Source organism: Rhodobacteraceae bacterium M385 (assembly GCA_025141835.1).
GTDB lineage: Bacteria > Pseudomonadota > Alphaproteobacteria > Rhodobacterales > Rhodobacteraceae > Gymnodinialimonas.
Genome location: CP081102.1, coordinates 2,189,487 through 2,214,000, shown reverse-complemented (window position 1 = coordinate 2,214,000; position 24,514 = coordinate 2,189,487). Strand labels below are relative to the sequence as shown.

The following is a 24,514-nucleotide window of genomic DNA, read 5'->3' as shown; positions in this document are numbered from 1 at the left end:
AGGCCTGTCACGGGTTGGGGGTGCAACCGTTAATGTGCGGTTGCGCGTGCCGCAATGATCCCACCCCACGAAAAAGCCTGCGAAGCGCAGCACCCCCCGCAGGCCGGTTTCAAGCTGGAAGCTCGGTTCAGGCCGAGGCGCTCATCTGGTTGTGCTTGCGGGCAACCCATTCCTTCGCTGTCTCCACCGCGACGGCAGCATCGCGACAATAGGCGTCGGCGCCGATGGCTTTGCCGAATTCGTCATTCAAAGGCGCACCGCCGACCAGAACGATGTAATCATCGCGGATGCCCTTTTCATTCAGCGTATCAATCACAACCTTCATGTAAGGCATGGTCGTGGTCAGCAATGCGGACATGCCCAGGATGTCGGGCTTTTCGGCCTCAAGCGCCTCTAGGTAGTTTTCCACGGCATTGTTGATGCCTAAATCCACCACCTCGAAGCCTGCGCCTTCCATCATCATCGACACGAGGTTCTTGCCGATATCGTGGATATCGCCCTTCACCGTGCCGATCACCATCTTGCCCACACGCGGCGCGCCGGTTTCGATCAACAAGGGCTTCAGGATCGCCATGCCGCCCTTCATGGCGTTGGCAGCCATCAGAACTTCCGGGACGAACAAGATGCCATCGCGGAAGTCGTTGCCGACGATGGTCATGCCGCCCACAAGTGCCTCGGTAAGAATCCGGTAGGGCTCCCACTTACGTTCCAGAAGGATGTTCACACCCTCCTCGATTTCTTCTTTCAGGCCATCGTAAAGGTCGTCGAACATCTGCGCGACGAGGTCTTCGTCGTTCAGCTCAGACAGGATGATGTCGTCTTCTTGGTCGGACATGGGAAAGCGCTCCTGCTAACCGGCGCGGATGCCGGGGTTTTTTTCACTATCTAGATATTTCGCATCGCCAAGGGCGGCTGTTTGCGACATGGGGCGTCGGCTGTGCGACGTCGCTTGCCAATGTTCCGCATATGTTCCACATTCGCAGCCATGGAACTTACGGGAAAACGCAGCATTGGGCGCGGGGCTCAGACTAACGCCACCGGGCGGTTTGAACGCCACGCGCGCGAGGCCGTGGACGACGGATGGGACCGTGTGGAAGATTTGCCGCCCCTCAGGACCGAGGTGACGGAGGAATCCGCGCGGCGGGTGATAACGCGAAACACGTCGCCCGATATTTCGTTTGACCGCTCGATTAATCCCTACCGAGGGTGCGAGCACGGCTGTGTCTATTGTTTCGCCCGCCCGTCCCACGCCTATCTTGGCCTGTCGCCGGGGCTGGATTTTGAAACAAAGCTGATTGCCCGCCCCAATGCCGCCGCTGTGCTGGAGGCTGAACTGCGCCGGGCCAGCTACGCCTGCGACGTGATTGCCATCGGCACCAACACCGACGCCTACCAACCGATCGAGCGCGATCGCCGGGTGATGCGCGGCGTGCTGGAGGTGTTGCAGCGGTTTCACCATCCGGTGACCATCGCGACCAAAGGCACGCTGATTGAACGGGACGTGGATATTCTGGCGGACATGGCCGAGCAAGGATTGGCCCGTGTGGGCATCTCGGTGACCACGTTGCAAGCAGACCTGTCGCGCCGGATGGAGCCGCGCGTGCCGTCGCCTGCGCGCCGCCTGCGGACGATTGAGGCGCTGGCCAAGGCGGGGGTGCCGGTGCGGGTGATGATCTCTCCCATCGTGCCGGGGCTGACGGATCATGAGTTGGAGGGGATCGTCGACGCGGCCCGCGATGCAGGCGCTGTGGCGGCGAGCATGATCCCGATCCGCTTGCCTAGGGAAGTGGCCGCGCTGTGGAAAGACTGGCTGGCGGAGCATTACCCCGAGCGTGTCGGCCGCGTCATGTCCAAGCTGCGCGACATGCATGGGGGCAACCCCTACGAGGCTGAATTCGGTAAACGAATGCGGGGTGAGGGGATCTGGGCGGACCTGTTGCACCAGCGCTTCACCCGCGCCGTGCGGGCAGCGGGATTGTCGGAGCGCTTGCCGCCTTTGCGTACGGACCTGTTCGAGGCGCCTTTGGCCAAAGGTGACCAACTTGCCTTGTTCTGAGCGGGTGGGGAGAGTTTTGCAAAACTCTCCCCACGCCCTTGCAAGGGCGTGAGGCAAAGCCTTGCAAGGCTTTGTGCAGGCTTTTGCAAAAGCCTGCGCTACGCTCTCAAATCGGGTGGATTGGTTGGGCATTGCAAAAAATGACGACTTGGGTGCCGTTGCGGACCGCTGAATAACCGCGACGGCGCAGTTCGGCGCGGAACCTGGGCCAACCGACGATGCGTTCCACGTCGCGGGCCTTGCGGCGTACGACCTGGCCGTTAATTGCCGCACGGGCCGAGAACAGGTGTTCGATCCAGCGATCGGTTGCGATCGACGGGGCGACAGGCGGGGCGCATGTGAAGAGGTCATCCATGCCATGGAGATCACCAGAACAAGGTTAAATGATCGTAAATGCCAACGTGATCGTGAATGCCAGCGTTACGCTTGGGTCCGTCGCCGCCCGCGTCGCTCGCGTTTTGGGCCGTCGTTGTTTTCTTCCGTGCCATCCACGCCCGAGGAAAACCCGCCCATCTCGGCCGCGATCTGCTCCAGGTCGGGGGCGGCCCCGCGCGGGGTGTTTTCCAGAGCCGCGCGCATGGCGCTCAGGTGCTCGGGCGTCGTGCCACAGCAGCCGCCGATAATTGTTGCACCGGCGTCGCGGGCCAGAACGGCGTAACGAGCCATCAACTCGGGCGTGCCATCGTAGTGGATGTGGCCATCATGGTATTTCGGAATGCCCGCGTTGCCTTTGGCAATAATCGGGCGCGTGTTGCCCGATGACCGGAACCCAAGCACTGTGCGTAAAAGGTCCGACGCGCCCACACCGCAATTCGCGCCATAAGCCAAGGGCGCGTGGTCCAGTTTTTCGACCATGCCCGCCATCGCGCTCGACGTCAGGCCCATCATTGTGCGGCCTGCGGTGTCAAAGCTCATCGTGCCGCACCACGGCATGCCTGCAAGTCGCGCGGCCTCTGACGCGGCTTTGTATTCTTCGGGGGCCGAGATCGTTTCGACCCACAGCACATCGGCGCCGCCTGCTTTCAGGCCCTCGGCCTGTTCGTGAAACATCTCGACCGCGATTTCGTGGGTGAGGGGGCCCATGGGGGCCATGATCTCTCCGGTCGGCCCGACCGAGCCTGCAACGATAATGTCGCGACCTTCCTTGTCGGCTACTTCACGACCAATCTCTGCCGCGGCCTTGTTCAGCTCATGCACCCGGTTCTGGGCATCATGCAGCTTCAGCCGCGCCGCGGTGCCGCCGAAGGAATTCGTCAAGAAGATATCAGAGCCCGCATCTACCGCGCCCTTGTAAAGCTTCGTGATCCGCTCTGGATGATCGACGTTCCACAGTTCAGGCGCATCGCCCGATTGCAGGCCCATGTTGAACAAAACAGTGCCCGTTGCCCCATCGGCCATAAGCCAGTCCCGAGAAGCGAGAAGACGAGAGAGGGGATCGGACATGGGATTTCCTTACTATCAATGAGCGCGCGCCCGCGACCCATGGCGTGGGTACGAGATATGAGCAAGGCGCAAAATGTGCATGTTTTTCATGAGCTGCGCTCATGTGGAGGGGCGGGGCGGGACCGATACCCGAAAAAAGCCCACTTTGGCGGCCAATAGGCCGACAGATGGGGAGCGCCGGAACGCTCCCCAAAGACCTGCTTACAGTTCTTGCATCAACTGTTCTTTTGCGACGGCCAGAAGCGCTTCGTACTTGGTGCGTACTTCAGCCTCGGGCAGTTTGCCGCCCAAATCAGCCATGACCTTGCGCATGACGTCTTCGTGGCCTGCTTCCTCGAAATCAGCTTTCACGACTTCAGCGGCATAGGCATTGGCGTCATCGCCGGTTTTGCCAAGCGCTTCGGCCACCCAAAGGCCCATCAGCTTGTTCCGCCGGGCTTCAGCCTTGAACTGCATTTCGGCATCATGGGCGAATTTGTTTTCGAAGGCGTTTTCGCGATCGTCGAAAGTGGACATGGAGGTCTCCGTCACGTGGGGAAGTTAGTGTCAGGCAGACATTAGCGCCCTGTGCGTTCCCGCCGCAAGGCGAAGCCTGCCGCCACGCTTGCGACACAACGCGCGATGACCTATAGCCCATGCCAATTGGCGGCCGCTGCCCTTGAGCCGCCCAAAAATTCGGGATGACGCGCATGGCACGCCGCAAGCTGGTCTATGAAGGCAAAGCAAAAACCCTTTACGAGGGGCCTGAGCCCGGCACGTTGGTGCAATATTTCAAGGATGACGCCACCGCCGGCAACGGCGAGAAGCGTGATATCATTGACGGCAAGGGCGTGTTGAACAACCGCTTGTCGGAATTCTTCATGACCGGCCTTGGCAATATTGGCGTGCCGACACATTTCATCAAACGTCTCAACATGCGCGAGCAATTGATCCGCGCGGTTGAAATCGTGCCGCTGGAAGTCGTTGTGCGTAACGTCGCGGCGGGCTCGATCTGCCCGCGCCTCGGGATCGAGGAAGGCACGCAGATGCCCCGCCCGATCGTTGAGTTTTATTACAAAAACGATGATCTGAACGACCCGATTGTCAGCGAAGAGCATATCATCGCTTTCGGATGGGCCGCACAGCAGGATCTCGACGATATGGTGTCGCTCGCACTGCGGGTGAATGATTTCCTGAGCGGTCTGATGTTGGGTGTCGGCATCAAGCTGGTGGATTTCAAGATCGAGATAGGTCGCATTTATGATGGTGATTTCATGCGCCTGATCGTGGCCGACGAGATCAGCCCCGACAGCTGCCGCCTGTGGGACATCGAGACAGGCCGGAAGCTGGACAAAGACGTCTTCCGGCGCGATCTGGGCGATCTGGCCGATGCCTATACAGAAGTGGCGCGGCGCCTTGGAATCATGCCACAGGGCTCGTCAGGAACGACAAAGCCTACGTTAATCAACTGACCGTTGCCCTTGGGGCGGAGGTCGGATTCGATATTTATGAAAAGATGAAGGAGCGGGTGCCATGAAAGCCGTTGTGACTGTGATGTTGAAGCAGGGCGTGTTGGACCCACAGGGGGCAGCGGTGCAGTCGGCGCTTGGCTCGATGGGGTTTGAGGGCGTGAGCGGCGTGCGTCAGGGCAAGGTGATTGAGCTGGAACTGGCCGAGGGCACGACGGAAGCACAGGTTGGAGAGATGTGCGAAAAGCTGCTCGCCAACACGGTGATCGAAAGCTACCGGGTGGAGATGGGCCAGTGAAGGCGGCGGTTCTCGTCTTTCCGGGCTCTAACTGCGACCGAGATCTGGCCGTGGGGTTCCGCCAAGCGGGCTTCGACGTGGAAATGGTCTGGCACAAAGAGACGGCGCTGCCTGCAGGCATTGATGTCGTCGGTATTCCGGGCGGTTTTTCCTATGGCGATTACCTGCGCTGCGGGGCCATTGCGGCGCAATCGCCGATCATGGCGGCGGTCTCGGCCTTCGCGAGCAAGGGCGGCCACGTTTTGGGTGTGTGCAACGGGTTCCAGGTTCTGTGCGAAACGCAGCTTTTGCCGGGCGTTTTAATGCGCAACAGCGGTATTAAGTTTGTCTGCCGCTCCGAGCCGTTGACCGTTGCCAGCACTGCGTCGCCCTTTACCGATGGCTATGGCCTTGGCGATCAGATCCGCATTCCGGTGGCCCATCACGACGGCAACTACCAGATCGACGACGCGGGCCTTGCGGCGTTGCAGGCGGAAGACCGCGTGGCCTTCACCTATGGCGACAATCCCAACGGGTCGCGGGCCGATATCGCTGGCGTTCTCAGCGCCAACCGTCGGATTTTGGGGATGATGCCCCACCCCGAGCGGGCGGTAGACGAGGCCCATGGCGGTACCGACGGCGCGGCGCTTTTCGCCTCTTTGGCGGCGTCTTTGGTTGCGGCCTAGACCGCGGCTCTTGAGGCAACTCGTGGCGCGGCATAGGCTAGCGCCATGAGCCTTGCTGATCGACCCATCAAGCCGCCACGGCCGAGCATCCGGCGCCCTTGGGTGTTGCGGGCGCTGATCCTGCTGTTTCTGGGCGGTGCGATTGCGGTCATCTGGATCTCGAACATCTGGCTGACAGAGCGGTTTACCGAAACCACGCGCAACCGGGCTGAGGTGCGCTTGGCGATCTATTCGGGCTCGGTCCTGTCGGAAATTCGCCGCCACCAAGTCGTCCCGCTGCTGCTGAGCCGTGACCCTTCGCTGATCCGGTCGTTGGAGGCGAATGACTACACGCAGACCTCGCAATATCTGATCTCCTACGTGGAGGATATCGGCGCGGCCTCGATCCTGCTTCTGGACCGGGAGGGGCGGGTTGTGGCGGCTACGGACAGGGCAAGGATTGCCGAGCGGCGCAACGAAGACCCTTTCTTTGTGGAGGCCACGCGCTCTCCCAACTCTGTGTTTACGTCGAATGAACCCGAAACCGGGCGCTTTGATTTCACCTTCTCGCGCCGGATCGAAAACGGCGATGGCCTGCTTGGGGTGATCTTGGTTGAGATCGACCTGGCCCGCTTGGTGGACCGCTGGCGGGGCGCGTCCGAGGCGGTGTTTCTGGCCAATTCTCAGGGCGAGATTATCCTCTCGACAGAATCGCGCTGGCGCGGCCGGACCGAGGCCGAGGCGATGGCTCTGCGCACGCCGCCCTCTGCTATCCAGCGCGCCTTGGAGGGGGCAGGGGATTGGGCCTTTGGCGATCCGAGCCCCAACTTCTTCGGCTCTGCCACGATCCGGTTGGAATCTCGCATCCCGTTCCGGGGTTGGCGGATCGTCAGCTACACCGCCTACACCTCGGTGAGAGAGCGGGTGAACGGCGTGCTGGCGCTTGAGATCATGGGATTCGCGCTGCTTTTGGCGGGCGCGTTCTATGTGTTGAGCCGCCGGGCACGGTTGCAGACGGCGGTTTTGGCCCGAGAGTCGGCGGAGTTGCGCCGCCTTAACGTGCGCCTACAGCGAGAAATCGCCGAACGTCAAAGGGTTGAACGAACGTTGGAAGAGGCGGAGTTAAGTCTTCAGCAATCCCAAAAACTGGCCGCCTTGGGCGAGATGTCTGCCGCCGTATCGCACGAGTTGAACCAGCCGCTGGCGGCGATGAAAACTTATCTCGCGGGTGCACGGCTGTTGTTGCAGCGCAAGCGCACGGAAGAAGCGGCGTCGAGTTTCCAGCGTATTGACGACCTGATCGAGCGCATGGGCGCGATCACCCGGCAGCTAAAATCCTATGCCCGCAAGGGCGGCGACGCGTTGGAGCCTGTCGATATGCGCGACGCACTGAAAGGCGCAATCACGATGATGGAGCCGCAATTGCGCAGCGACACGGTGCACATCACCCAAAGCCTGCCACGCAAACCGGCGATGGTTATGGCCGATCGCTTGCGGTTGGAGCAGGTCTTTATCAACCTCTTGCGCAATGCGTTGGACGCCATGGGCGGGGCGGAAGAGAAAGAGATCGACCTAATCATTGCGCAGGGTGATGAGGTCGTTTTGACGGTCCGCGATAGTGGTCCGGGCATTGATGATCTGGATGCTTTGTTCGAGCCGTTCTACACCACCAAGAAACCCGGTGAGGGGGTGGGCCTTGGGCTGGCGATTTCATCTGGTATTGTGAAAGACCTCGGCGGGCGCTTGTCGGCACGCAACGGGGAAAGATCCGGCGCGGTGTTCGAGGTGCGTTTGCCAGCGTTGGCGGTGGCAGAGGAACAGGGCACGGCGGCGGAATAGCGGAGCTGGTACGTGGAAGCGTTGGGCATGCCCGGCCTTATGCGGCGCGAAGCGCGGTAGGCTAAAGAAATACCGGCCTCAAGCAGCGCGAAGCGCGGCAGGCCAAAGAAGATACCGGCCTCAAGTAGCGCGAAGCGCGGTAGGCCAATAGAAATACCGGCCACAAGTAGCGCGAAGCGCGGTAGGCCAATAGAAATACCGGCCTCAAGTAGCGCGAAGCGCGGTAGGCCAATAGAAATACCGGCCACAAGTAGCGCGAAGCGCGGTAGGCCAATAGAAAAGGATCCTTCGCTATGAAGATCGCGATTGTAGATGATGAGCAGGACATGCGGCAGTCGATCAGCCAATGGCTGGCCCTGTCGGGGTTCGACACCGAAACCTATGCCAGCGCGGAAGAGGCGCTGAAGGCCATCGGCTCGGATTTTCCGGGCGTAGTCGTCACGGACGTGAAGATGCCCGGCATGGACGGTATGGCGTTCCTGAAGCGGCTCATGGGCGTGGACAGTGGCATTCCGGTGATCCTCATCACGGGTCACGGTGACGTGCCCATGGCGGTGGAGGCGATGCGCATCGGCGCCTATGATTTCCTTGAAAAGCCGTTCAACCCCGATCGCATGACTGACCTTGCTAAGCGGGCAGGGCAGCAACGTCGCCTGACGTTGGATAACCGTGCGTTGCGGCGGGAGCTGTCCGACGGCACCGTATTGATGCGCAAGCTGATCGGCTCTAGCCCCGTGATGGAGCGGTTGCGCGAAGATATCCTCGATCTTGGTCAAGCCGATGGTCATGTGCTGATTACGGGCGAGACAGGAACCGGCAAAACCCTCGTCGCCCATGCGTTGCATGCGGTGGGCCCCCGGGCGGGCAAGCAGTTTGTCGTTCTGTCCTGCGCGGCCCAAGAGGAAGAAGACCTGTCCGCGATGCTCTTTGGTCCGGTGGGGGAGGATCAGGACAAGCCACTGGTTGAACAAGCCCGTGGCGGTACGCTGGTACTGGAAGACGTAGAGGCGCTGTCTCAAGCCCTGCAAGCGCGGCTTCTGACCTTCATCAACGACCAAGGCACGCCCGCGGAAACCCGTATCGTGGCCATCTGCAATGCGCCTGAGCCGGACCAATGCGAAGGCGCTTTGCGGCCCGATCTGTTCTACCGCCTTGCCGCCATGCGCATCGACCTGCCGCCTTTGCGCCAGCGCGGTGAAGATATCCTGACGCTGTTTACCCGCTTCGGAGAGCAGTTCTCGGAAGAATACGGCACCGACGCGCCGCAGGTCACGGCCCAAGAGGCGGCGCAATTGTTGCAAGCCCCGTGGCCCGGCAACGTGCGCCAGCTGATTAACATCGCTGAACGGGCGATTTTGCAGCAACGTCGCGGGTCGGGCTCGATCGCGTCGCTTCTGATGTCCGACAATACCCAAATCGCGCCGCAAGCGATGGGGGAGGGCAAACCCCTGAAGGAATATGTGGAAGCGTTCGAGAGGATGTTGATCGACAACACCATGCGTCGACATCGGGGCTCTATCGCTAGTGTGATGGAGGAACTTTGCCTGCCGCGCCGGACGTTGAACGAGAAGATGGCGAAGTACGGACTCAGCCGGTCGGACTATCTTTAAGAAAGCGTCACGGTGACCTCTCAGCAAAAGATCATGGCCGCCTGGCTTGGCGGCTCCTTAGCTTTGGCGCTGTTGGGGGGATTGGTCTTCGGACTGGTCTTCTTCCTGCAATTCGGCGCGTGGCTGATCGCGAAATGGAACCCTTGGGCGGGCCTTGGGGCCGCCGCTTTGGTTTTGGCGGCGTTCTTCGGTCCGGCGCTCTTCGATGACCGCGTGTTTGAGGCGCAGTTGGCCGAGATCCGGGCGCAAGAGGTCACCGACGCGCCGTTGGATTTGCGCGGGACGAACGTGTTGTTCATGGGCATGTCGGGGCGGTATCACCCCGTCGATTGCTCGGACCTGTGCCGGAATGTGGCCGCCTTTGCCGGGGCCGAGGGCGTTTATTTCGGCTTTGACCGCAGCCTAGATCTGAGCCTGCCTGCGGGCCACGCGGTTGACCTTCTGGACCGTGATATCCGCGCCTTTGCAGGCCCATTGCAGAGCTGGCCGGGGGAGGGGACGCCGCTGACCTCTGCCACGCCGAACCGGATCGACTATGTGGTGTTTGAGGGCAGTTACCTGTCGGCAGCCCTGCGTGACGCGGCTTTGCCCGCGGTCTCGGATATCTTCGGCCTTTACCCGTTCGACACGATTTTCACGGAATATGCGATCTATGCTGTCGATGATCCCACCGCTTTTGACGTGACCACCGCTGCTCCCCTGTTCACCCGTTTTGAGGTCGCCCGCCACCGTGCGACGGCGCCGGGCTTGCCCTTTGCGCTGCTGGGGGACCGGACATTCGACCATCGCTATGGGCCGGGACAAAGCCAGTGGAACAGCCTGAACACCCGCGCCGCCGCCGCGTTCCTTTGCGGTGGGGCCGCGCCGGAGCTTTCGGCCCAGTGCATTGATATCCCCTGAGGATTTCCCTAGCGTTCCCTTACTAACCAAATGGATCGGAGGCGCTGATGGAAGGCGGAAATGCAATGGGCGTGGCCTTTGCCGTGATCTACGGCGGCTACACACTGATCCTGCTTTTCGTGGCGTTCTTGGGCGTTTGGTTGCTTCGGTACCCCGCTCAAAAGCGGGCAGGGGTGATTATCCTCTGTCTGCTCGTCGCGTGGTGTATCGGGCCGCCCTTGTATGATCGTGCAATAGCCTGGTCCGAGCGCCGCGCTATTGATGCGGCAACCATCCTACCCGATGATCTCTCGTTCGAGGGGCAGCGCGTTCTGGTGATCGAGTCCAGTTCGACAATGTGCGACGAATTTTGCGGCGATTTATTAAGGTTGGGCGTCCCGGGAGAGATCTATTGGCTTGGCATAGGCAATTTCTCCGGAGGGGAGCCGCCAAACCCCGAATTCGCTGCGATTGATGCAAACAGTGAAATTTGGCGTGTAAGGTTGGGCGAGCGTAATGAGGAAGCAGGAGGTATGCGTTTTGCCGAGCCGGTGGAAAACGCCGCGATCCCGCCTTTTGATGTCATTGTTATCGACGACAATGGATATCTGCGCAGCTATGCGCCGCAGATTCTTGGGCTTCCCGACAGGCTTGTGCGGCGGACGCAGGTCGCTCGGGTCCTCATTGAAGGATGGCCTAATCCCTATGTCGGCGCGCCGCCCGAACCGACGTATCGCAGTGTGGCCCCCTGGATGGATATGAGAGCACTCGTCTATTGGCCGTTGCAGACGAATGATCATCCCTATCCCTCGTTCTCATCTGTCATGGAGGCATGGATGGCGCCGGTTTGCGCCAACGCAGCCCCACCCGAGGGACGCGATGAATTTACCTATTATTACAGGTGCGCTCCGGACCAAATGCACAGGCTATACCAATAGGGTAATTCTGGCTTCATTTGCACAACGGGTCGGTTTCCCCATTGTCTTTTCACTCTCCGCCCCCTTAATGTGACAGGACTGACTTATTCGTCAGCAACAGGTTCTCTGTCCCTTTGCAGCTTGTGCCGCGCGATGACGCCGCACCAGCAAGGGGCGCAGGTCACTTGGCCCAGATGCGCGGCGACGCGCTTTGGGCCGTATTTAACCGCCGGTCCCATGACAAAAGGGCAGGCTTGATTGGATGGCAGACCACATCGCGGTTTGACCACCCGGAGACAGCAGCGATGTATGGCCTCGGCACAGATCTGGAACACTTGAAGCGGCTACTGGCCGCTTGTGGTCGTTTCTCTCGTGCCGCCAGATCCATCGTTCTAACAGCACAACGTGATACCTCATTTGCGACCTGCCAGGGCTATGCCCCGTGCAGACGCGCGGGGCTGTCACGAGCAAGGATATCATGGCAAAAACAATGCTCATCGATGCCACCCACGCGGAAGAAACCCGCGTTGTGGTGGCAGATGGAACCAAGGTCGATGAATTTGACTTTGAATCACTAAACAAGCGGCAGCTCGCAGGTAACATTTATTTGGCAAAGGTAACGCGGGTCGAACCCTCGTTGCAGGCAGCCTTTATCGACTACGGCGGGAACCGGCACGGCTTCCTCGCGTTCTCGGAAATTCACCCTGACTACTACCAGATTCCGGTCGCGGACCGTGAAGCTTTGCTGGCCGAAGAACGCGCCTACGCCGAACAGCAAGCGAAGGAGGAGGAAGAGGAATCCTCTAAGCCCAAGCGCCGCCGTCGTCGTCGCCGTTCGGACACCAAAGCAGAAGAGACTGGCTCCGATGCGGTGACCACCGGAACGCCCTCTGGCATGGATGTGGTTGATCTGGATGCCGCCGATAACCCCGATGCGGACGCTTCGGTTGAGGGTCTGTCGCCAATGGAGTTGGTGAAAGAAACCCCGGTAGAAGAACCAGCCGACGAGGACGCTACCGATGCGGCCCCGGCGGAAGAGGCGGCACAAGAAGCAGCCGCAGAAGACACCGCCGATGCGGCGGCCTCCGCGGATGCTGACAGCGACGACGACGATGCCGACACGGAAACCGTGGCCGACGATGACGCGGAAGAAGACATTCGCCCCGTCCGCAAGCCACGCCCGAAGAAGTACAAGATTCAAGAGGTCATCAAAGTCCGCCAGATCATGCTGGTGCAGGTGGTCAAGGAAGAGCGTGGCAACAAAGGTGCCGCCCTTACGACGTACCTTAGCCTTGCAGGCCGTTACTGCGTTCTGATGCCCAATACCGCACGCGGTGGCGGCATTTCCCGCAAGATCACCAACGCTGCGGACCGTAAGAAGCTGAAGGATATCGCAACCGCTTTGGACGTGCCCCAAGGCGCGGGCCTGATCGTGCGCACGGCAGGCAGCCAGCGCACAAAGGTCGAGATCAAGCGCGACTACGAATACCTGCAACGCCAGTGGGAACAGATCCGTGAGCTGACGCTAAAATCCATCGCGCCCGCGCCGATCTATCAAGAAGGCGATTTGATCCACCGCACGATCCGCGACCTCTATAACCGCGACATCGACGAGGTGATCGTTGAAGGGGAGGCAGGCTACCGCCACGCCAAAGACTTCATGCGCATGATCATGCCCTCCCACGCCAAGAAGGTGAAACGCCACTCCGGCGGCGTGCCGCTTTTCGCCAAGTACAAGGTGGAAGGCTACCTGTCGGACATGTTCAACCCGACGGTTCAGCTGAAATCCGGCGGCTATATCGTGATTAACATCACCGAGGCGCTGGTCGCTATCGACGTGAACTCGGGCCGTTCCACCAAGGAAGGCAGCATCGAGGATACGGCGACAAAAACCAATTTGGAGGCGGCTGAAGAAGTCGCGCGCCAAGTGCGCCTGCGTGACCTTGCCGGTCTGATTGTCATCGACTTCATCGACATGGACGAGCGCCGCAACAACAACGCGGTTGAAAAGCGCATCAAAGACAAGCTGAAGACAGACCGCGCACGCATTCAGGTCGGCCGTATTTCGACCTTTGGCCTGATGGAAATGTCGCGCCAACGTCTGCGCCCAGGCATGTTGGAGGCCACAACTCAGGCCTGCCATCACTGCCACGGCACCGGTCTAGTGCGTTCGGACGATAGCCTTGCGCTGTCGATCCTGCGTCAGTTGGAAGAAGAAAGCACCCGTGGCCGCTCGAAAGAGGTCTTGCTTACCGCGCCCGTAGGCATCGTGAACTACTTGATTAACTTCAAGCGCGACTACCTTGATAGCATCGAAGCGCGCACCGGCATGGCGATCCGTATCGAGGCCGACGCCAGCTTGGTCGTGCCTGATTTCAAGATCGAAAAGTTCAAGACGGCAACCCGCAAGATCACTGCCGTGGCACCTGTCGTCTCGATGGATGCCGCGTTGATGGATGACATCGACGAAGATGTCGCCGACGAGTCCGATGACGCCGTGGAGGCGCCCGAGGAAGTCCGTGCCGACGACGAGCAGCCGAAGAAAAAGCGCCGTCGGCGTCGCGGTGGCCGGGGCCGTCGTCGCAACAGCGACGAGTCGTCTGAAAACGCCGAGGACGGCCCGCAGGGCACGGAGGAGGGCGCCGCGGAGGCGTCAGCCGACGCACCCGCCGAGGCGCAGCCTGAAGGGGATGGCGAAGCCAAACCCGAAGGCGAAGAGCAGCCCAAAAAGCGTCGCCGTTCGCGACGCGGGGGCCGTGGCCGCAAATCTGCCGACACGACAGCAGAAAACGCGGATGCGGAGAACGCCGAAGGCAACAACGCTGATGCGCCCGCAGAAGCGGTACCCGCTACGGAAACGAGCCCGGAGCCAGCCGCAGAACCGGTAGCCGAAGCCGCCCCCGAGGCGCAGCCGGAAGCTGAAGCTGCACCCGAGGCGCAGCCGGAAGCCGAGGTCGCACCAGAGCCGCAGCCGGAAGCAACCCCGGTTGCAGAGGTTGAACCGGCACCTGAGCCGGAAGCGGCACCGGAACCCGTCGCTGAAGAAACGCCCGAGCCTGCGATGGCCGAGGCCGCTCCTGCGCCGGAACCCGTTGCGGAAGCTCCCGCCAAGCCCAAACGGCGCGGTTGGTGGTCGCGCGGGTAACGCGCAGCCTTATCCAGATAGCAAAAAGGGCGCCTCACCGGGCGCCCTTTTCATTTCTGACGCTCTTGAACCCGTCAGCCCGCCGTGTCGCGAATGATCGCCACGATGTCTTCCATATTGGCCAGCGGCACGTAGCCCTGCACCAACTGATCGCCAAACACGAACGACGGCGTACCGGTAATGCCCATCCGCTGCCCCAAGGCATAGTTTGCATCAATGGTGGACTGCACGACCGGATCATCTATCGCCGCGAAAATCGCCTCGCTATCAAGGCCCAAATCGCCCGCCAAACGCGCCAGTGCCAGCTCTGTCACGTCCGAGCGCATGGCCATCAAACCGTCGCTAATCTGCTCATAAGCCTCTCCGCCCAAGGCGATGCGGGTGGCGATGGCGAACCGCGACGCCAGTACCGATTGCTCGCCCAGAATGGGGAATTCCTTGGTGATGATGCGAATGTTTCCGTCGGATTCGACCAATTCATTCACCTCCGGATGGGCGCGGCGGCAGTACCCGCAACGGTAATCGATGAACTCTACGATCACGACATCGCCTTCAAGGTTGCCGCCCACATGGTCAAACGCTGATCCAAAGATCGCCGGCGCGTTGTCGGCCACGGCGACCTCTTGCGCGGCGGCTTCATCGGCGGCTTGGCGTTCTTCCAGCACCGCGATGGCTTCCATCAAGACCTCGGGATTGGTCAGCAAGTACTGGCGCACTTCTTCGCGGAAGGTCTGGCGCTCGGCCTCGGTCATGTCGGCGATATCGGTGGCGGCGGCGGGGCCTGCCAGAAGGGCCACAGCGGCCACGCTCATCATCAATCGTTTCATAAAGCTCTCCGCTCGATAAATCCTTTCGCGTGGTCTAGCACATCACAGCCGCGCCGCCATTGACGAAAGTACCTTTGGGTGGTCTCACACCTTCGTGAGCAAAAAGGAGCCGCCCATGCGCCAATCGACCCGATCCCACGTGGACCCGTTCATCGTAATGGACGTGATGGAGCAAGCCCGCGCGGCGGAAGAGGCCGGGCGTCACATCATCCACATGGAGGTCGGCCAACCCGGCACCGGCGCACCGAAAGCGGCGCGGGACAGGTTGGCGTCGGAAATGGCAGCGGGGCCGTTGGGCTATACGGTGGCCTTGGGGCGGCCCGATCTGCGTGCAGGCATCGCGGCGCTTTATAATGAATGGTACGGCATTGATCTGGACCCGGCCCGTGTCGTGCTGACGGCGGGCGCGTCGGGGGCCTTCATCCTTGCGTTCACTGCGCTGTTTGATGCCGGGGCGCGGGTCGCCTTGGGGGAGCCTTGCTATCCTAGCTACCGCCAAATCCTCACCGCGCTGTCGCTGAACCCAGTGGGGCTGCAAACCCACGCCGACACGCGCTACCAACCGACGCCAGACCACCTGGACCCCAGCCTTGATGGATTGATCGTGGCCAGCCCCGCCAACCCGACAGGCACAATGCTGTTCAAGCCCGAGTTAACGGCGTTAACCAATGCCTGCGCGGAACAGGATATCTCCTTGATTTCAGACGAGATTTATCACGGTCTGCAATATGACTCCCGCGCCGTTAGCGCGCTGGAAGTCACCGACGATGTCTATGTGATCAACTCTTTCTCCAAGTATTTCTCGATGACCGGTTGGCGGCTTGGCTGGATGGTCGTGCCCCCTGATCATATCCGCACGATCGAGCGGCTGGCCCAGAACATGTTCATCTGCCCCTCCCACGCCGCTCAGGTCGCCGCACTGGGTGCGCTCTCGCCCGAAGGGCGGGCCGAGTTGGACCAGCACCGCGATATCTACACGCGCAACCGCACGATCCTGCAAGACGGGCTGAAAGCGGCGGGTCTGTCCAACACCGCGCCTGCCGATGGGGCGTTCTACGTCTATGCCGATGTCAGCCATCTGACCGATGACGCCCGCGCCTTTGCTGCGCAAATTCTGGAGCGGGCGGGCGTTGCCGTGACCCCGGGGCTCGACTTCGACAAGCAGCGCGGCGCAGGGACTTTGCGCTTCAGCTACGCCCGCGCGACCGAGGATATTGAGGAAGGCGTCGCCCGCCTGACGGCCTTCTTCAACAGCCTCTAGGACCGCCGCATTTGATCCGCTAATGTGGCCCAAACATACAAAGGGAAAACCCCGTGGTCCGAGCATTCTTGATTGCCTTACTTCTGTGTCTTGCGGGCCCCGTTTCGGCCCAAACCTTCAGCGCTTCGGCACGGGCTTTGCCTGAAGGCTCGTCGCTAGAGGGCAACCGTCGCGGGACCGAGTTGCGGTTGGCGCTGAGCCAAGCGGTGCCGTTCCGGGTCTTCACGCTGGATGATCCGATGCGGGTGGTGATGGATTTCCGCACCGTCGATTTCAGCGCCTTGCCCGAGGATTTCAACGACGCACGTCTGGTGGATAGCGTGGCCATGGGCGGCGCCTCCAGCCCCGGTTGGTCGCGCATTGTATTGACGTTGAACGCCCCGCAATCACTGGATGTCGCTGCGATGGAGACCGATGAACTTACCGGCGAAGCGATTGTTTCCCTTACGCTATCCCCTTCTGATGCAGATAGTTTCGAGGCCAGCGCCGGGGCCCCTCCGGGCCTTGATGCGGTGTTGTTGCCCGTTGTGACCCAAGCGGTGCCGCAGGATGATGATACGCTTGTGGTGATGCTTGATCCCGGCCACGGCGGTGTTGATCCCGGTGCGCTTCGGGAAGGACATTCCGAGGCAGAGTTGATCCTTTCCTTCGCCCGCGAACTCCGTGAAGTGATGCGCCGGACGGGCCGGATTGAGGTCGCCATGACGCGCGACGCCGATGTCTTCGTGCCGTTGCCCACCCGCGTCACCCTTGCCCGCGCGGCGGGGGCAGATTTGTTCATCTCGATCCATGCCGACGCCATCGCCGAGGGCCGCGCCCAAGGGGCCACCGTCTACACCCTGTCGGACGAGGCCACGGACGCCGCGACCGCTGCACTGGCCGAGCAACACGACCGCGCCGACCTGTTGCAAGGGGTCGACCTGAGCGGGGCCGACGATGAAGTCGTGGGCCTATTGCTGGACCTTGCCCGTATTGAAACCGCCCCGCGCAGCCGGGCTTTCGCGGATATCCTTGTGCAAGCCATCGAAGCCACAGGGTTAGACCTGCACGCACAACCCCGTAGTGAGGGTGCTTTTTCGGTACTGAAAGCGGCGGACTTTCCGGCGGTTCTTCTGGAAATCGGGTTCCTGAGCGAAGGCGGCGACTTGGAAAATATCCTCGATCCGCAATGGCGCGCGCGGATGCAGGCAGCCGTCACCGGCGCTGTGATCGCGTGGAGCCAGGCAGACGCCGCGGCAGAGGCCCTTAGACGCCAGTAAAACGGGCCAGCCACACGGAATGGCCGCGCAACTCCGCATCTTCCGGGCGGAACCAGATAACCTCGAACCCATTCTCCGCCAGCAGCGCCCGGTATTCGTCGGGCGCAAGGCTGGCGTGATAGACTGGGCTGGTGCCAACGGTGCCCATTGCCTCTCCCTCACCGGGGCCCGATGTAAATAGCAACCGCGCGTCGGCGGCGGCATGGGCGGCGAAAGTGGGAAACATCGCCCGCTGATCCGCCATCGACAGGTGGAAAAAACTGTTGAACGCCAAAATGATATCGAAGCGCTCTGCCAAATCCAGGCCGCGCATGTCGGCCAGCACGCGTCGCACCTCTGGCACCCGCGCAGCGCATTCCGCCAGCATCTCGGCCACGCCATCGACGCCCGTGACCCTATGGCCCTGCGCCACAAACCACTGCGCAATCGGCTGGCCCGCACCGCAGCCAAGGTCCAGCACGCGCAAGGGGGCAGGGCGCTCTGCCACGCAGGCCTCTAGCGCGGGGCGTTCCCATAGGTCTTGGCTACGTTGCCGCGCCCATTGGGCCGCTTCGACGCCATAGGTTGTCAATATATCCTCCGGCCCCATGTTATCCCCCAATTGTGACTTGTTTTCACGGCGAAAACTCGCGCACATGCTTTTGACCGCCGCGCCTGCGCGCTGTATACCATAGCCACTCTTGGGGAAGCAGGCTCATCATGCGATTCATTATCGGATTTTTCGGCGCAATCTTTAGTGCCGTCACCCTTGGGCTTGTCTTTGCCGCGCTTGGCTTGGGCGGCCTGATCTTCATGTATTCGCGCGGCCTGCCGGATCATGAGACTCTGGCCCAATACACCCCCCCCACCATCAGCCGGATCTATTCGCGCCAAGGCATGATCGTGGATGAATTTGCCACCGAACGTCGCCTGTTCACCCCGGCCGAGGAAATCCCCGACCTGGTGTCTTTCGCCTTTGTCTCGGCCGAAGATCGCAATTTCTACAACCACTCGGGCTATGATCCCCGCGCCATTGTGGCGGCTTTTGTAGATGCCGTGCGCTCTCGCGGGCAGGACGTGCGCGGTGCCTCCACGATCACGCAACAGGTGATGAAGAACTTCCTTCTCGACGGCTCTCGTACCGTGGAACGGAAAGTGCGAGAGATCATTTTGGCCGCCCGGATTGAGCGCACCCTGTCCAAGGACCGCATTCTGGAGCTGTACCTGAACGAGATTTTCCTCGGCCAGAATTCCTATGGCGTGGCGGCTGCGGCGCAGACCTATTTCAACGCGACGCTGGAAGATCTGACGCTGGAACAGGTGGCTTATCTGGCCGCGCTGCCCCAAGCGCCATCGCGGTTCCACCCGGTCGATGACTATGAACGTGCGATTAACCGCCGCGATTACGTTCTGCGCGAGATGTATGAAAACGGCTACATCACCCGTGATGAGATGGAGACCGCGCAGGCCACCGCACTGGAAACCGTCCAAGGTGGCCATATCGAGGCGTACCGCCTGACCCGGCCGCCACGGAACTACTTCACCGATGAAATCCGCCGCCAGCTCAGCGCGGAATTCGGCGCAGATGAGTTCTTTTCCGGCGGCTACGCTGTGCGGTCCACCATGGATGAGGGGCTGCAAGAGGTCGCCGAAGCCTCTCTGCGTCGCGCGTTGGAACGCTACGACCGCAACCTGGGCACATGGCGCGGGGCGACAGACACGATTGATCCGTCGCTTCTGGGGGATGAGGCGACGTGGCGCGAAGCTCTGTCCGATGCCCAGATCGCCCGTGACGTGGACGGCTGGTTTGCCGCCGTGGTGCTGGAGGTCGGCGATACCTCGGCCCGGATCGGCATTGAAGGGGTGGAAGACGACGAAGACGGCCACTTCATCCCGGCCAACGATGTGACATGGGCACGGCCCCTGCGCGAGGACGGATCGCGGGGCAACACGGCGCGGGTCGCGGGCGATTTGCTATCCGTGGGTGACGTGGTGCACGTGCGCCGCATGACCAGCGACAGCGACGGCAGTTTCATCCGCTGGACCCTGCGCCAGATCCCCGAAGTGCAAGGCGGCTTCATGGCGATGGACGTGCATACGGGCCGGGTTTTGGCCATGCAGGGCGGGTTCTCGTACCAATATTCCTCGTTCAACCGGGCCACGCAGGCGACGCGCCAGCCGGGCTCCAGCTTCAAGCCTTTCGTTTATGCGGCGGCGCTCGATTCCGGCTATAGCCCCAACACGATCGTGATCGACGCCCCGATTGAGGTGGCTACCGGCGAAGGTATCTGGCGGCCTCAGAATGCCTCGCGGCAGTTCTATGGCCCGTCGCCCCTGCGGACCGGGATCGAACGGTCACGAAACCTGATGACGGTGCGTTTGGCCCAAGACGTGGGCATGGAAACCGTGGCCCGCTATGCGGAACGGTTTGGCGTTTACGATGAAATGCAGCCGTTCCTTGCCAACTCCCTCGGGGCGCAGGAAACCACGTTGTTCCGCATGGTTGCGGCTTACGCGATGTTCGCCAATGGCGGCGAGCGGGTGGAGCCGACGTTGGTGGACCGTATTCAGAACCGCTATGGTGAAACGGTCTATCGCCACGACCAGCGGCTGTGCCCGGATTGCGAAGTGGCCTCTCTCGATCCCGGCGTTGCGCCGCGGATCGTCTCCACCCGGGAGCGGGTGATTGACCCAATCACCGCCTATCAGCTGACCTCAATGATGCGCGGCGTTGTCCAGCGCGGCACGGCCTCGTCCACAGTGAACCTTCCGGTTCCCACAGCGGGCAAGACGGGCACCACCAACGACGCGCGTGACGTGTGGTTTGTGGGCTTCACCTCCAACATCGTGGCGGGCTGCTACATTGGCTATGACCAACCTGAAAGCCTGGGGCGCGGCGCGTCGGGCGGCGGCATGTGTGGCCCCGTATTCCAACGCTTCATGCTGGAAGCGATCGAGGAATATGGCTCGGGCGATTTCCCGGTGCCGGAAGGGGGGCAGTTCTTCCCCATCGATCGTTTCTCGGGCGCACGCCTGCCGGACGGGGCGCAAGGCGACAACGTGGTGTATGAGCTGTTCCGTGCCGGTGAAGAGCCGTTCCAGGGGCTGCTGTCAGTGATCGACGGCGGGTGGGCGATGTCGTCTGACATCCCGATGTTCACCCAAGAAGGCGGTGATGGCGGCGGCGGCGGTGGTCAAGGCACGCTTGTGGAAACCTCGGACGGTGATACGGCCCGGGTGCCGACCAACACCGGCTTCGGCACGCTCAGCTCTGGCGGTCTGTACTGACCTTTCCCGCTGCGCAGGCAGACTTTTGCAAAAGTCTGCCCAAAGCCTTGCAAGGCTTTGGGCGCGCGGGGGCGGCGGGGGATTTCCGTTTCGGCGTGATGTGCGCCTTGAGGGTTTCGCGGCGCTGGTCTATCCCTGCATGAGCATTTCTGAGAGGCACTCCCATGCGCGCCGAGACGACCGCAAACATTGAAAAGATCCACAACTCGTTGACCCTCTTGGGCCAGCGTATGGACATCGAGACGGCGCCCTTTCGTCTGGAGGAATTCAACGCCCGCGTTGAGGATCCGGATCTTTGGAACGATCCCGAAAAAGCGCAGAAGTTGATGCGCGATCGGCAAATCCTGGTCGACAAGATCAAGCAATACGAGACGATCAAGCAGGGCGTGGAGGACAACGCCGAACTGATCGAATTGGGCGAGATGGAAGGCGACGCGGAAGTCGTGGCCGAGGCCGAGGCGGCTTTGGCTGCTTTGGTGGAAGACGCCGCAGCGAAGGAGTTGGAAGCCTTGCTGGATGGCGAGGCCGATAGCAATGATACCTTCCTCGAGATCAACTCTGGCGCGGGCGGCACCGAGAGCTGCGACTGGGCCTCGATGCTGGCGCGGATGTACACGCGATGGGCCGAGAAGCAGGGATATGACGTCGATCTGCAAAGTTTCAGTGCCGGGGAAGAGGCGGGGATTAAGTCTGCCGTCTACAAGATCTCGGGCCATAACGCTTATGGTTGGTTGAAGTCTGAGAGTGGCGTGCATCGTCTTGTGCGGATTTCGCCTTTCGATAGCGCGGCCAAGCGCCATACGTCCTTCACATCGGTGAAGGTTTATCCCGTGGTGGATGACAACATCGAGATTGAGGTAAATCCGTCAGATATTCGGATCGATACCTATCGGTCCTCGGGGGCGGGCGGTCAGCACGTGAACACGACGGATTCGGCGGTCCGGATTACGCACCATCCGACAGGGATTGTGGTGACCTCGTCCGAGAAGTCGCAGCACCAAAACCGCGATATTGCGATGAAGGCGTTGAAGTCGCGGCTTTATCAGATCGAGTTGGATAAACGCTCGGCCAAGGTCAATGAGGTCCATGAGAATGCAGGCGACGCGGGGTGGGGTAACCAAATCCGGTCCTATGTGTTGCAGCCTTACCAGATGGTGAAAGACCTGCGGACGTCTTTTGAGACATCGGACACCCAGGGCGTCTTGGACGGCAATATCGACGGGTTGATGGCGAGCGTTCTGGCGATGGATGTGTCGGGCAAGAGCCGGGCTGAGGCCAACGCCGAGGATTGAGCTCGGGCGGCGGCGCGCGGGGCGGGCCGTTGGTTTCGATATTTATGAAAAGGTGAAGCGGGGGGAGCGCCCATGTCTGAGCTGTGGCGTCTTGGGGCGAGGGCTTTGTCGCGGAAGATTGCGGCGGGCGAGGTATCTTGTGCCGATGTGATGAGGGCGACATTGGCGCGGATTGATGCGGTCAATGGCGAGGTCAATGCGATTGTGTCGTTGCGTGACCGGGAAGCCTTGATGGGAGAGGCAAGGCTGGCGGACGCTGTGGGGGGCGGCGGATGGCTGCGGGGCATACCTGTGGCCGTGAAGGATTTGGTTGCCGTGAAGGGGGTGCGGTCCACATGGGGATCGCGGATCTTCGCGGATTTCGTGCCCGAGGCAGATGATGGTCTGGCGCGCGCTTTGCGCGGTGCGGGCGCGATTGTCATCGGCAAGACCAATGTGCCGGAATATGGGTTGGGCTCGCATTCTAACAACGCGGTGTTTGGGGTCACGCGCAATCCTTTTGATCTGACGCGCACGGCCGGAGGCTCTTCCGGCGGGGCGGGGGCGGCGTTGGCCACGGGGATGGTAAGCATCGCCGATGGCTCGGACATGATGGGCAGTTTGCGCAATCCGGCGGCGTGGAATGATGTTTACGGATTTCGCCCCACGGTAGGCGTGGTGCCGGGAGAGCCGAGGGACAATGTATTGTTGCACCGGTTGGCGACCTTGGGGCCGATGGGGCGGTCCATTGAAGATGTGAGCGCGCTGTTGGACACGATCGCGGGCCAGCCTGTGGCTATGCCGCCCGCGCCCAAGGCGCCGCGCGTGGCATGGCTCGGGGATTGGGGCGGCGCTTATGGGATGGACGCGGGCCTGTTGGAAGCCGGGGAAGCGGCTGTGGTACAGGCGAAAGATTTGGGCTGGCAGGTGGACGCTATCACCCCGCCCATGGCCGCGGGAGCTGTATGGGACAGTTGGACGACGTTGCGGTCCTTTGTTGTGGCGCAGGACCTCGCCCGCCATTGGCGCGACCCGGCGCGGCGCGGGTTGCTGAATGCGCAGGCCCTGTGGGAGGTGGAGCGTGGACTGGCCTTGACCGGAGACCAGGTGGAGCGTGCCAGTGCCCTGCGCCGCGACTGGTTGGCTGTGTTGGACACTCTGTTCGCACGCTACGACGCCATCATGTTGCCCGCCACTCAGCTCTGGCCGTTTCCGGCAGATTGGGATTGGCCGCGCGATTTGGCCGGGCAAGAAACCGACAGCTATCATCGTTGGATGGAGTGCGTCGTGCCCGCCAGCCTTGCCGGGGTGCCTGCGCTTTCTTTGCCAGCGGGCTATGGCGACAGCGGCTTGCCCCACGGGGTGCAGTTGATCGGGCCGTCGGGGGCGGACGGTAAGATTTTGGCCATGGGCGCGGCGTGGGAGGAAATGATCGGCCCGCGCCTCGTCCGAGATCCCGCCTGACCCCGCCCCTTTGCGCCAAGCGCCCAAGCCCTTACACTTGCCGAGGGAGGGACATGGACATGACCGACAGCACTGTGCATCCGGTGGGAGAGGGCGCTCCGGCGATCCGAGACCTGCGGCCTGGCGATCTTGCGAAGGCCCTGCGCCTTGGGCTGAGGGATTTTCTGCGCAAACCGGCGATGGGGCTGGGGTTTGCCGCGGCCTATGTGGTGGGGGGATGGTTGCTTTACCTATTTCTGTTCGTCACGGATCAGGTCTGGCTGGCGATCCCGATTACGGTGGGTTTCCCACTGCTGGGGCCATTTCTGGCCGTCGGGCTTTACGAGGTTTCCCGCCGTCTGGAGACTGGGCAATCCGAGTGGGCGCGGCGCGATATTCTTGGGGTGATCTGGCGACAACGCCTGCGGCAACTGCCGTCGATGGCGTGGGTCATTATCGTCTACTTCCTGTTTTGGTCGTTCTTCGCCCACATGCTGTTCGCCCTGTTTCTGGGGCCATCGGCCCTGACCAACGTGACATCATCCTACGGCTATTTGGTGCAGCGAGAGGGCATCTTGATGCTGGTGGTAGGCACGGGCTTTGGGGCGGTCTTTGCCTTCGTGCTGTTCGCTTTGACGGTGGTCTCATTGCCGCTTCTGCTGGATCGAGAGGTGGATTTCGTGACCGCCATGATCACCTCTGTCTCGGTGGTGAAGCAGAACTTTGCTGTCATGTTGCTTTGGGGCGTCATCATCGCCGGGCTGACCTTTTTGGCGCTGCTGCCGGGGCTATTGGGCCTGTTCGTGGTACTGCCGATCCTTGGACACGGATCTTGGCACCTCTATCGCTTGGCGACCGTCACGGGGTAGGCAGGCAAGCCGTAGCCTTGAAACGAAAAAAGCCGGGC

The 24,514-nt window shown here is 61.4% G+C and carries 21 protein-coding genes; 15 read left to right on the top strand and 6 right to left on the bottom strand.

Going from position 1 to position 24,514, the window contains the following annotated elements; all coding sequences use genetic code 11:
• Positions 1 to 127: 127 nt before the first annotated feature.
• A complete protein-coding gene (locus tag K3728_10785) occupies positions 128 to 835 on the bottom strand; it encodes a B12-binding domain-containing protein (protein UWQ94217.1) in 708 nt (235 codons plus the stop codon).
• Positions 836 to 985: 150 nt separating this feature from the next.
• Here K3728_10785 and K3728_10780 point away from each other — a divergent pair, with 150 nt between their 5' ends.
• Entirely contained in the window at positions 986 to 2,056 is a 1,071-nt protein-coding gene (locus K3728_10780; protein ID UWQ94216.1) for a PA0069 family radical SAM protein, read from the top strand.
• 106 nt (positions 2,057 to 2,162) lie between these two features.
• Here the strand turns inward: K3728_10780 and K3728_10775 are convergent, their stop codons facing one another.
• From K3728_10775 to K3728_10765, 3 genes are all read right to left on the bottom strand, one after another.
• Positions 2,163 to 2,411, bottom strand: a complete 249-nt coding sequence (locus K3728_10775) for an N-(5'-phosphoribosyl)anthranilate isomerase (protein UWQ94215.1) — start codon at positions 2,409 to 2,411, stop codon at positions 2,163 to 2,165.
• A gap of 65 nt (positions 2,412 to 2,476) precedes the next feature.
• Positions 2,477 to 3,499 carry a betaine--homocysteine S-methyltransferase gene (bmt, locus tag K3728_10770; protein UWQ94214.1) on the bottom strand — a complete coding sequence of 341 codons (1,023 nt, stop codon included), beginning with the start codon at positions 3,497 to 3,499 and terminating at the stop codon, positions 2,477 to 2,479.
• 201 nt (positions 3,500 to 3,700) lie between these two features.
• Positions 3,701 to 4,015, bottom strand: a complete 315-nt coding sequence (locus tag K3728_10765; protein UWQ94213.1) for a DUF1476 domain-containing protein — start codon at positions 4,013 to 4,015, stop codon at positions 3,701 to 3,703.
• 173 nt (positions 4,016 to 4,188) lie between these two features.
• On the opposite strand from K3728_10765, the gene K3728_10760 reads away from it, so the two are divergent.
• The 8 genes from K3728_10760 (at position 4,189) to K3728_10725 (ending at position 14,279) form a co-directional block, all read left to right on the top strand.
• Entirely contained in the window at positions 4,189 to 4,950 is a 762-nt protein-coding gene (locus K3728_10760) for a phosphoribosylaminoimidazolesuccinocarboxamide synthase (protein UWQ94212.1), read from the top strand.
• 61 nt (positions 4,951 to 5,011) lie between these two features.
• A complete protein-coding gene (gene purS, locus K3728_10755) occupies positions 5,012 to 5,245 on the top strand; it encodes a phosphoribosylformylglycinamidine synthase subunit PurS (GenBank protein UWQ94211.1) in 234 nt (77 codons plus the stop codon).
• A complete protein-coding gene (gene purQ / locus K3728_10750) occupies positions 5,242 to 5,910 on the top strand; it encodes a phosphoribosylformylglycinamidine synthase subunit PurQ (GenBank protein UWQ94210.1) in 669 nt (222 codons plus the stop codon). The genes purS and purQ overlap by 4 nt, the downstream gene beginning before the upstream one ends.
• A gap of 45 nt (positions 5,911 to 5,955) precedes the next feature.
• The gene (locus tag K3728_10745; GenBank protein ID UWQ94209.1) at positions 5,956 to 7,728 is read left to right on the top strand and encodes a sensor histidine kinase; all 1,773 of its coding nucleotides are present in this window, start codon (positions 5,956 to 5,958) and stop codon (positions 7,726 to 7,728) included.
• A 293-nt stretch (positions 7,729 to 8,021) separates the two neighbouring features.
• Positions 8,022 to 9,338 carry a sigma-54 dependent transcriptional regulator gene (locus K3728_10740; protein UWQ94208.1) on the top strand — a complete coding sequence of 439 codons (1,317 nt, stop codon included), beginning with the start codon at positions 8,022 to 8,024 and terminating at the stop codon, positions 9,336 to 9,338.
• Positions 9,339 to 9,350: 12 nt separating this feature from the next.
• A complete protein-coding gene (locus K3728_10735) occupies positions 9,351 to 10,238 on the top strand; it encodes a hypothetical protein (protein ID UWQ94207.1) in 888 nt (295 codons plus the stop codon).
• 47 nt (positions 10,239 to 10,285) lie between these two features.
• Positions 10,286 to 11,155 carry a hypothetical protein gene (locus K3728_10730; protein UWQ94206.1) on the top strand — a complete coding sequence of 290 codons (870 nt, stop codon included), beginning with the start codon at positions 10,286 to 10,288 and terminating at the stop codon, positions 11,153 to 11,155.
• Positions 11,156 to 11,612: 457 nt separating this feature from the next.
• The gene (locus K3728_10725; protein ID UWQ94205.1) at positions 11,613 to 14,279 is read left to right on the top strand and encodes a ribonuclease E/G; all 2,667 of its coding nucleotides are present in this window, start codon (positions 11,613 to 11,615) and stop codon (positions 14,277 to 14,279) included.
• Positions 14,280 to 14,353: 74 nt separating this feature from the next.
• Here K3728_10725 and K3728_10720 read toward each other — a convergent pair whose 3' ends face one another.
• Entirely contained in the window at positions 14,354 to 15,106 is a 753-nt protein-coding gene (locus K3728_10720; GenBank protein UWQ94204.1) for a DsbA family protein, read from the bottom strand.
• A gap of 115 nt (positions 15,107 to 15,221) precedes the next feature.
• Between K3728_10720 and K3728_10715 the strand changes: the two genes are divergently transcribed.
• Positions 15,222 to 16,367, top strand: a complete 1,146-nt coding sequence (locus tag K3728_10715; protein UWQ94203.1) for an aminotransferase class I/II-fold pyridoxal phosphate-dependent enzyme — start codon at positions 15,222 to 15,224, stop codon at positions 16,365 to 16,367.
• 35 nt (positions 16,368 to 16,402) lie between these two features.
• Positions 16,403 to 17,626 carry an N-acetylmuramoyl-L-alanine amidase gene (locus tag K3728_10710; protein UWQ97520.1) on the top strand — a complete coding sequence of 408 codons (1,224 nt, stop codon included), beginning with the start codon at positions 16,403 to 16,405 and terminating at the stop codon, positions 17,624 to 17,626.
• Here the strand turns inward: K3728_10710 and K3728_10705 are convergent.
• Positions 17,613 to 18,215, bottom strand: coding sequence for a class I SAM-dependent methyltransferase (locus K3728_10705; GenBank protein ID UWQ94202.1), 603 nt, complete (start codon positions 18,213 to 18,215; stop codon positions 17,613 to 17,615). The two genes, K3728_10710 and K3728_10705, sit on opposite strands and share 14 nt — an antisense overlap.
• A 107-nt stretch (positions 18,216 to 18,322) precedes the next feature.
• On the opposite strand from K3728_10705, the gene K3728_10700 reads away from it, so the two are divergent.
• The 4 genes from K3728_10700 (at position 18,323) to K3728_10685 (ending at position 24,476) form a co-directional block, all read left to right on the top strand.
• Positions 18,323 to 20,893, top strand: a complete 2,571-nt coding sequence (locus K3728_10700) for a PBP1A family penicillin-binding protein (protein ID UWQ97519.1) — start codon at positions 18,323 to 18,325, stop codon at positions 20,891 to 20,893.
• 164 nt (positions 20,894 to 21,057) lie between these two features.
• Positions 21,058 to 22,185, top strand: a complete 1,128-nt coding sequence (gene prfB, locus K3728_10695; GenBank protein UWQ94201.1) for a peptide chain release factor 2 — start codon at positions 21,058 to 21,060, stop codon at positions 22,183 to 22,185.
• 72 nt (positions 22,186 to 22,257) lie between these two features.
• Positions 22,258 to 23,628, top strand: coding sequence for an amidase (locus K3728_10690; GenBank protein ID UWQ94200.1), 1,371 nt, complete (start codon positions 22,258 to 22,260; stop codon positions 23,626 to 23,628).
• Between the two features lie 59 nt (positions 23,629 to 23,687).
• Positions 23,688 to 24,476 (top strand): DUF2189 domain-containing protein, encoded by a 789-nt coding sequence (locus tag K3728_10685; protein UWQ94199.1) that lies wholly within the window; start codon positions 23,688 to 23,690, stop codon positions 24,474 to 24,476.
• Positions 24,477 to 24,514 lie beyond the last annotated feature (38 nt).

What these genes read in the sequence shown, in the direction of transcription:
- K3728_10785 (UWQ94217.1), bottom strand. Translation starts at nt 835, where the DNA reads ATGTCCGACCAAGAAGACGACATCATCCTGTCTGAGCTGAACGACGAA.
- K3728_10780 (UWQ94216.1), top strand. Translation starts at nt 986, where the DNA reads ATGGAACTTACGGGAAAACGCAGCATTGGGCGCGGGGCTCAGACTAAC.
- K3728_10775 (UWQ94215.1), bottom strand. Translation starts at nt 2,411, where the DNA reads ATGGATGACCTCTTCACATGCGCCCCGCCTGTCGCCCCGTCGATCGCA.
- bmt (UWQ94214.1), bottom strand. Translation starts at nt 3,499, where the DNA reads ATGTCCGATCCCCTCTCTCGTCTTCTCGCTTCTCGGGACTGGCTTATG.
- K3728_10765 (UWQ94213.1), bottom strand. Translation starts at nt 4,015, where the DNA reads ATGTCCACTTTCGACGATCGCGAAAACGCCTTCGAAAACAAATTCGCC.
- K3728_10760 (UWQ94212.1), top strand. Translation starts at nt 4,189, where the DNA reads ATGGCACGCCGCAAGCTGGTCTATGAAGGCAAAGCAAAAACCCTTTAC.
- purS (UWQ94211.1), top strand. Translation starts at nt 5,012, where the DNA reads ATGAAAGCCGTTGTGACTGTGATGTTGAAGCAGGGCGTGTTGGACCCA.
- K3728_10745 (UWQ94209.1), top strand. Translation starts at nt 5,956, where the DNA reads ATGAGCCTTGCTGATCGACCCATCAAGCCGCCACGGCCGAGCATCCGG.
- K3728_10740 (UWQ94208.1), top strand. Translation starts at nt 8,022, where the DNA reads ATGAAGATCGCGATTGTAGATGATGAGCAGGACATGCGGCAGTCGATC.
- K3728_10730 (UWQ94206.1), top strand. Translation starts at nt 10,286, where the DNA reads ATGGAAGGCGGAAATGCAATGGGCGTGGCCTTTGCCGTGATCTACGGC.
- K3728_10725 (UWQ94205.1), top strand. Translation starts at nt 11,613, where the DNA reads ATGGCAAAAACAATGCTCATCGATGCCACCCACGCGGAAGAAACCCGC.
- K3728_10720 (UWQ94204.1), bottom strand. Translation starts at nt 15,106, where the DNA reads ATGAAACGATTGATGATGAGCGTGGCCGCTGTGGCCCTTCTGGCAGGC.
- K3728_10715 (UWQ94203.1), top strand. Translation starts at nt 15,222, where the DNA reads ATGCGCCAATCGACCCGATCCCACGTGGACCCGTTCATCGTAATGGAC.
- K3728_10705 (UWQ94202.1), bottom strand. Translation starts at nt 18,215, where the DNA reads ATGGGGCCGGAGGATATATTGACAACCTATGGCGTCGAAGCGGCCCAA.
- prfB (UWQ94201.1), top strand. Translation starts at nt 21,058, where the DNA reads ATGCGCGCCGAGACGACCGCAAACATTGAAAAGATCCACAACTCGTTG.
- K3728_10690 (UWQ94200.1), top strand. Translation starts at nt 22,258, where the DNA reads ATGTCTGAGCTGTGGCGTCTTGGGGCGAGGGCTTTGTCGCGGAAGATT.
- K3728_10685 (UWQ94199.1), top strand. Translation starts at nt 23,688, where the DNA reads ATGACCGACAGCACTGTGCATCCGGTGGGAGAGGGCGCTCCGGCGATC.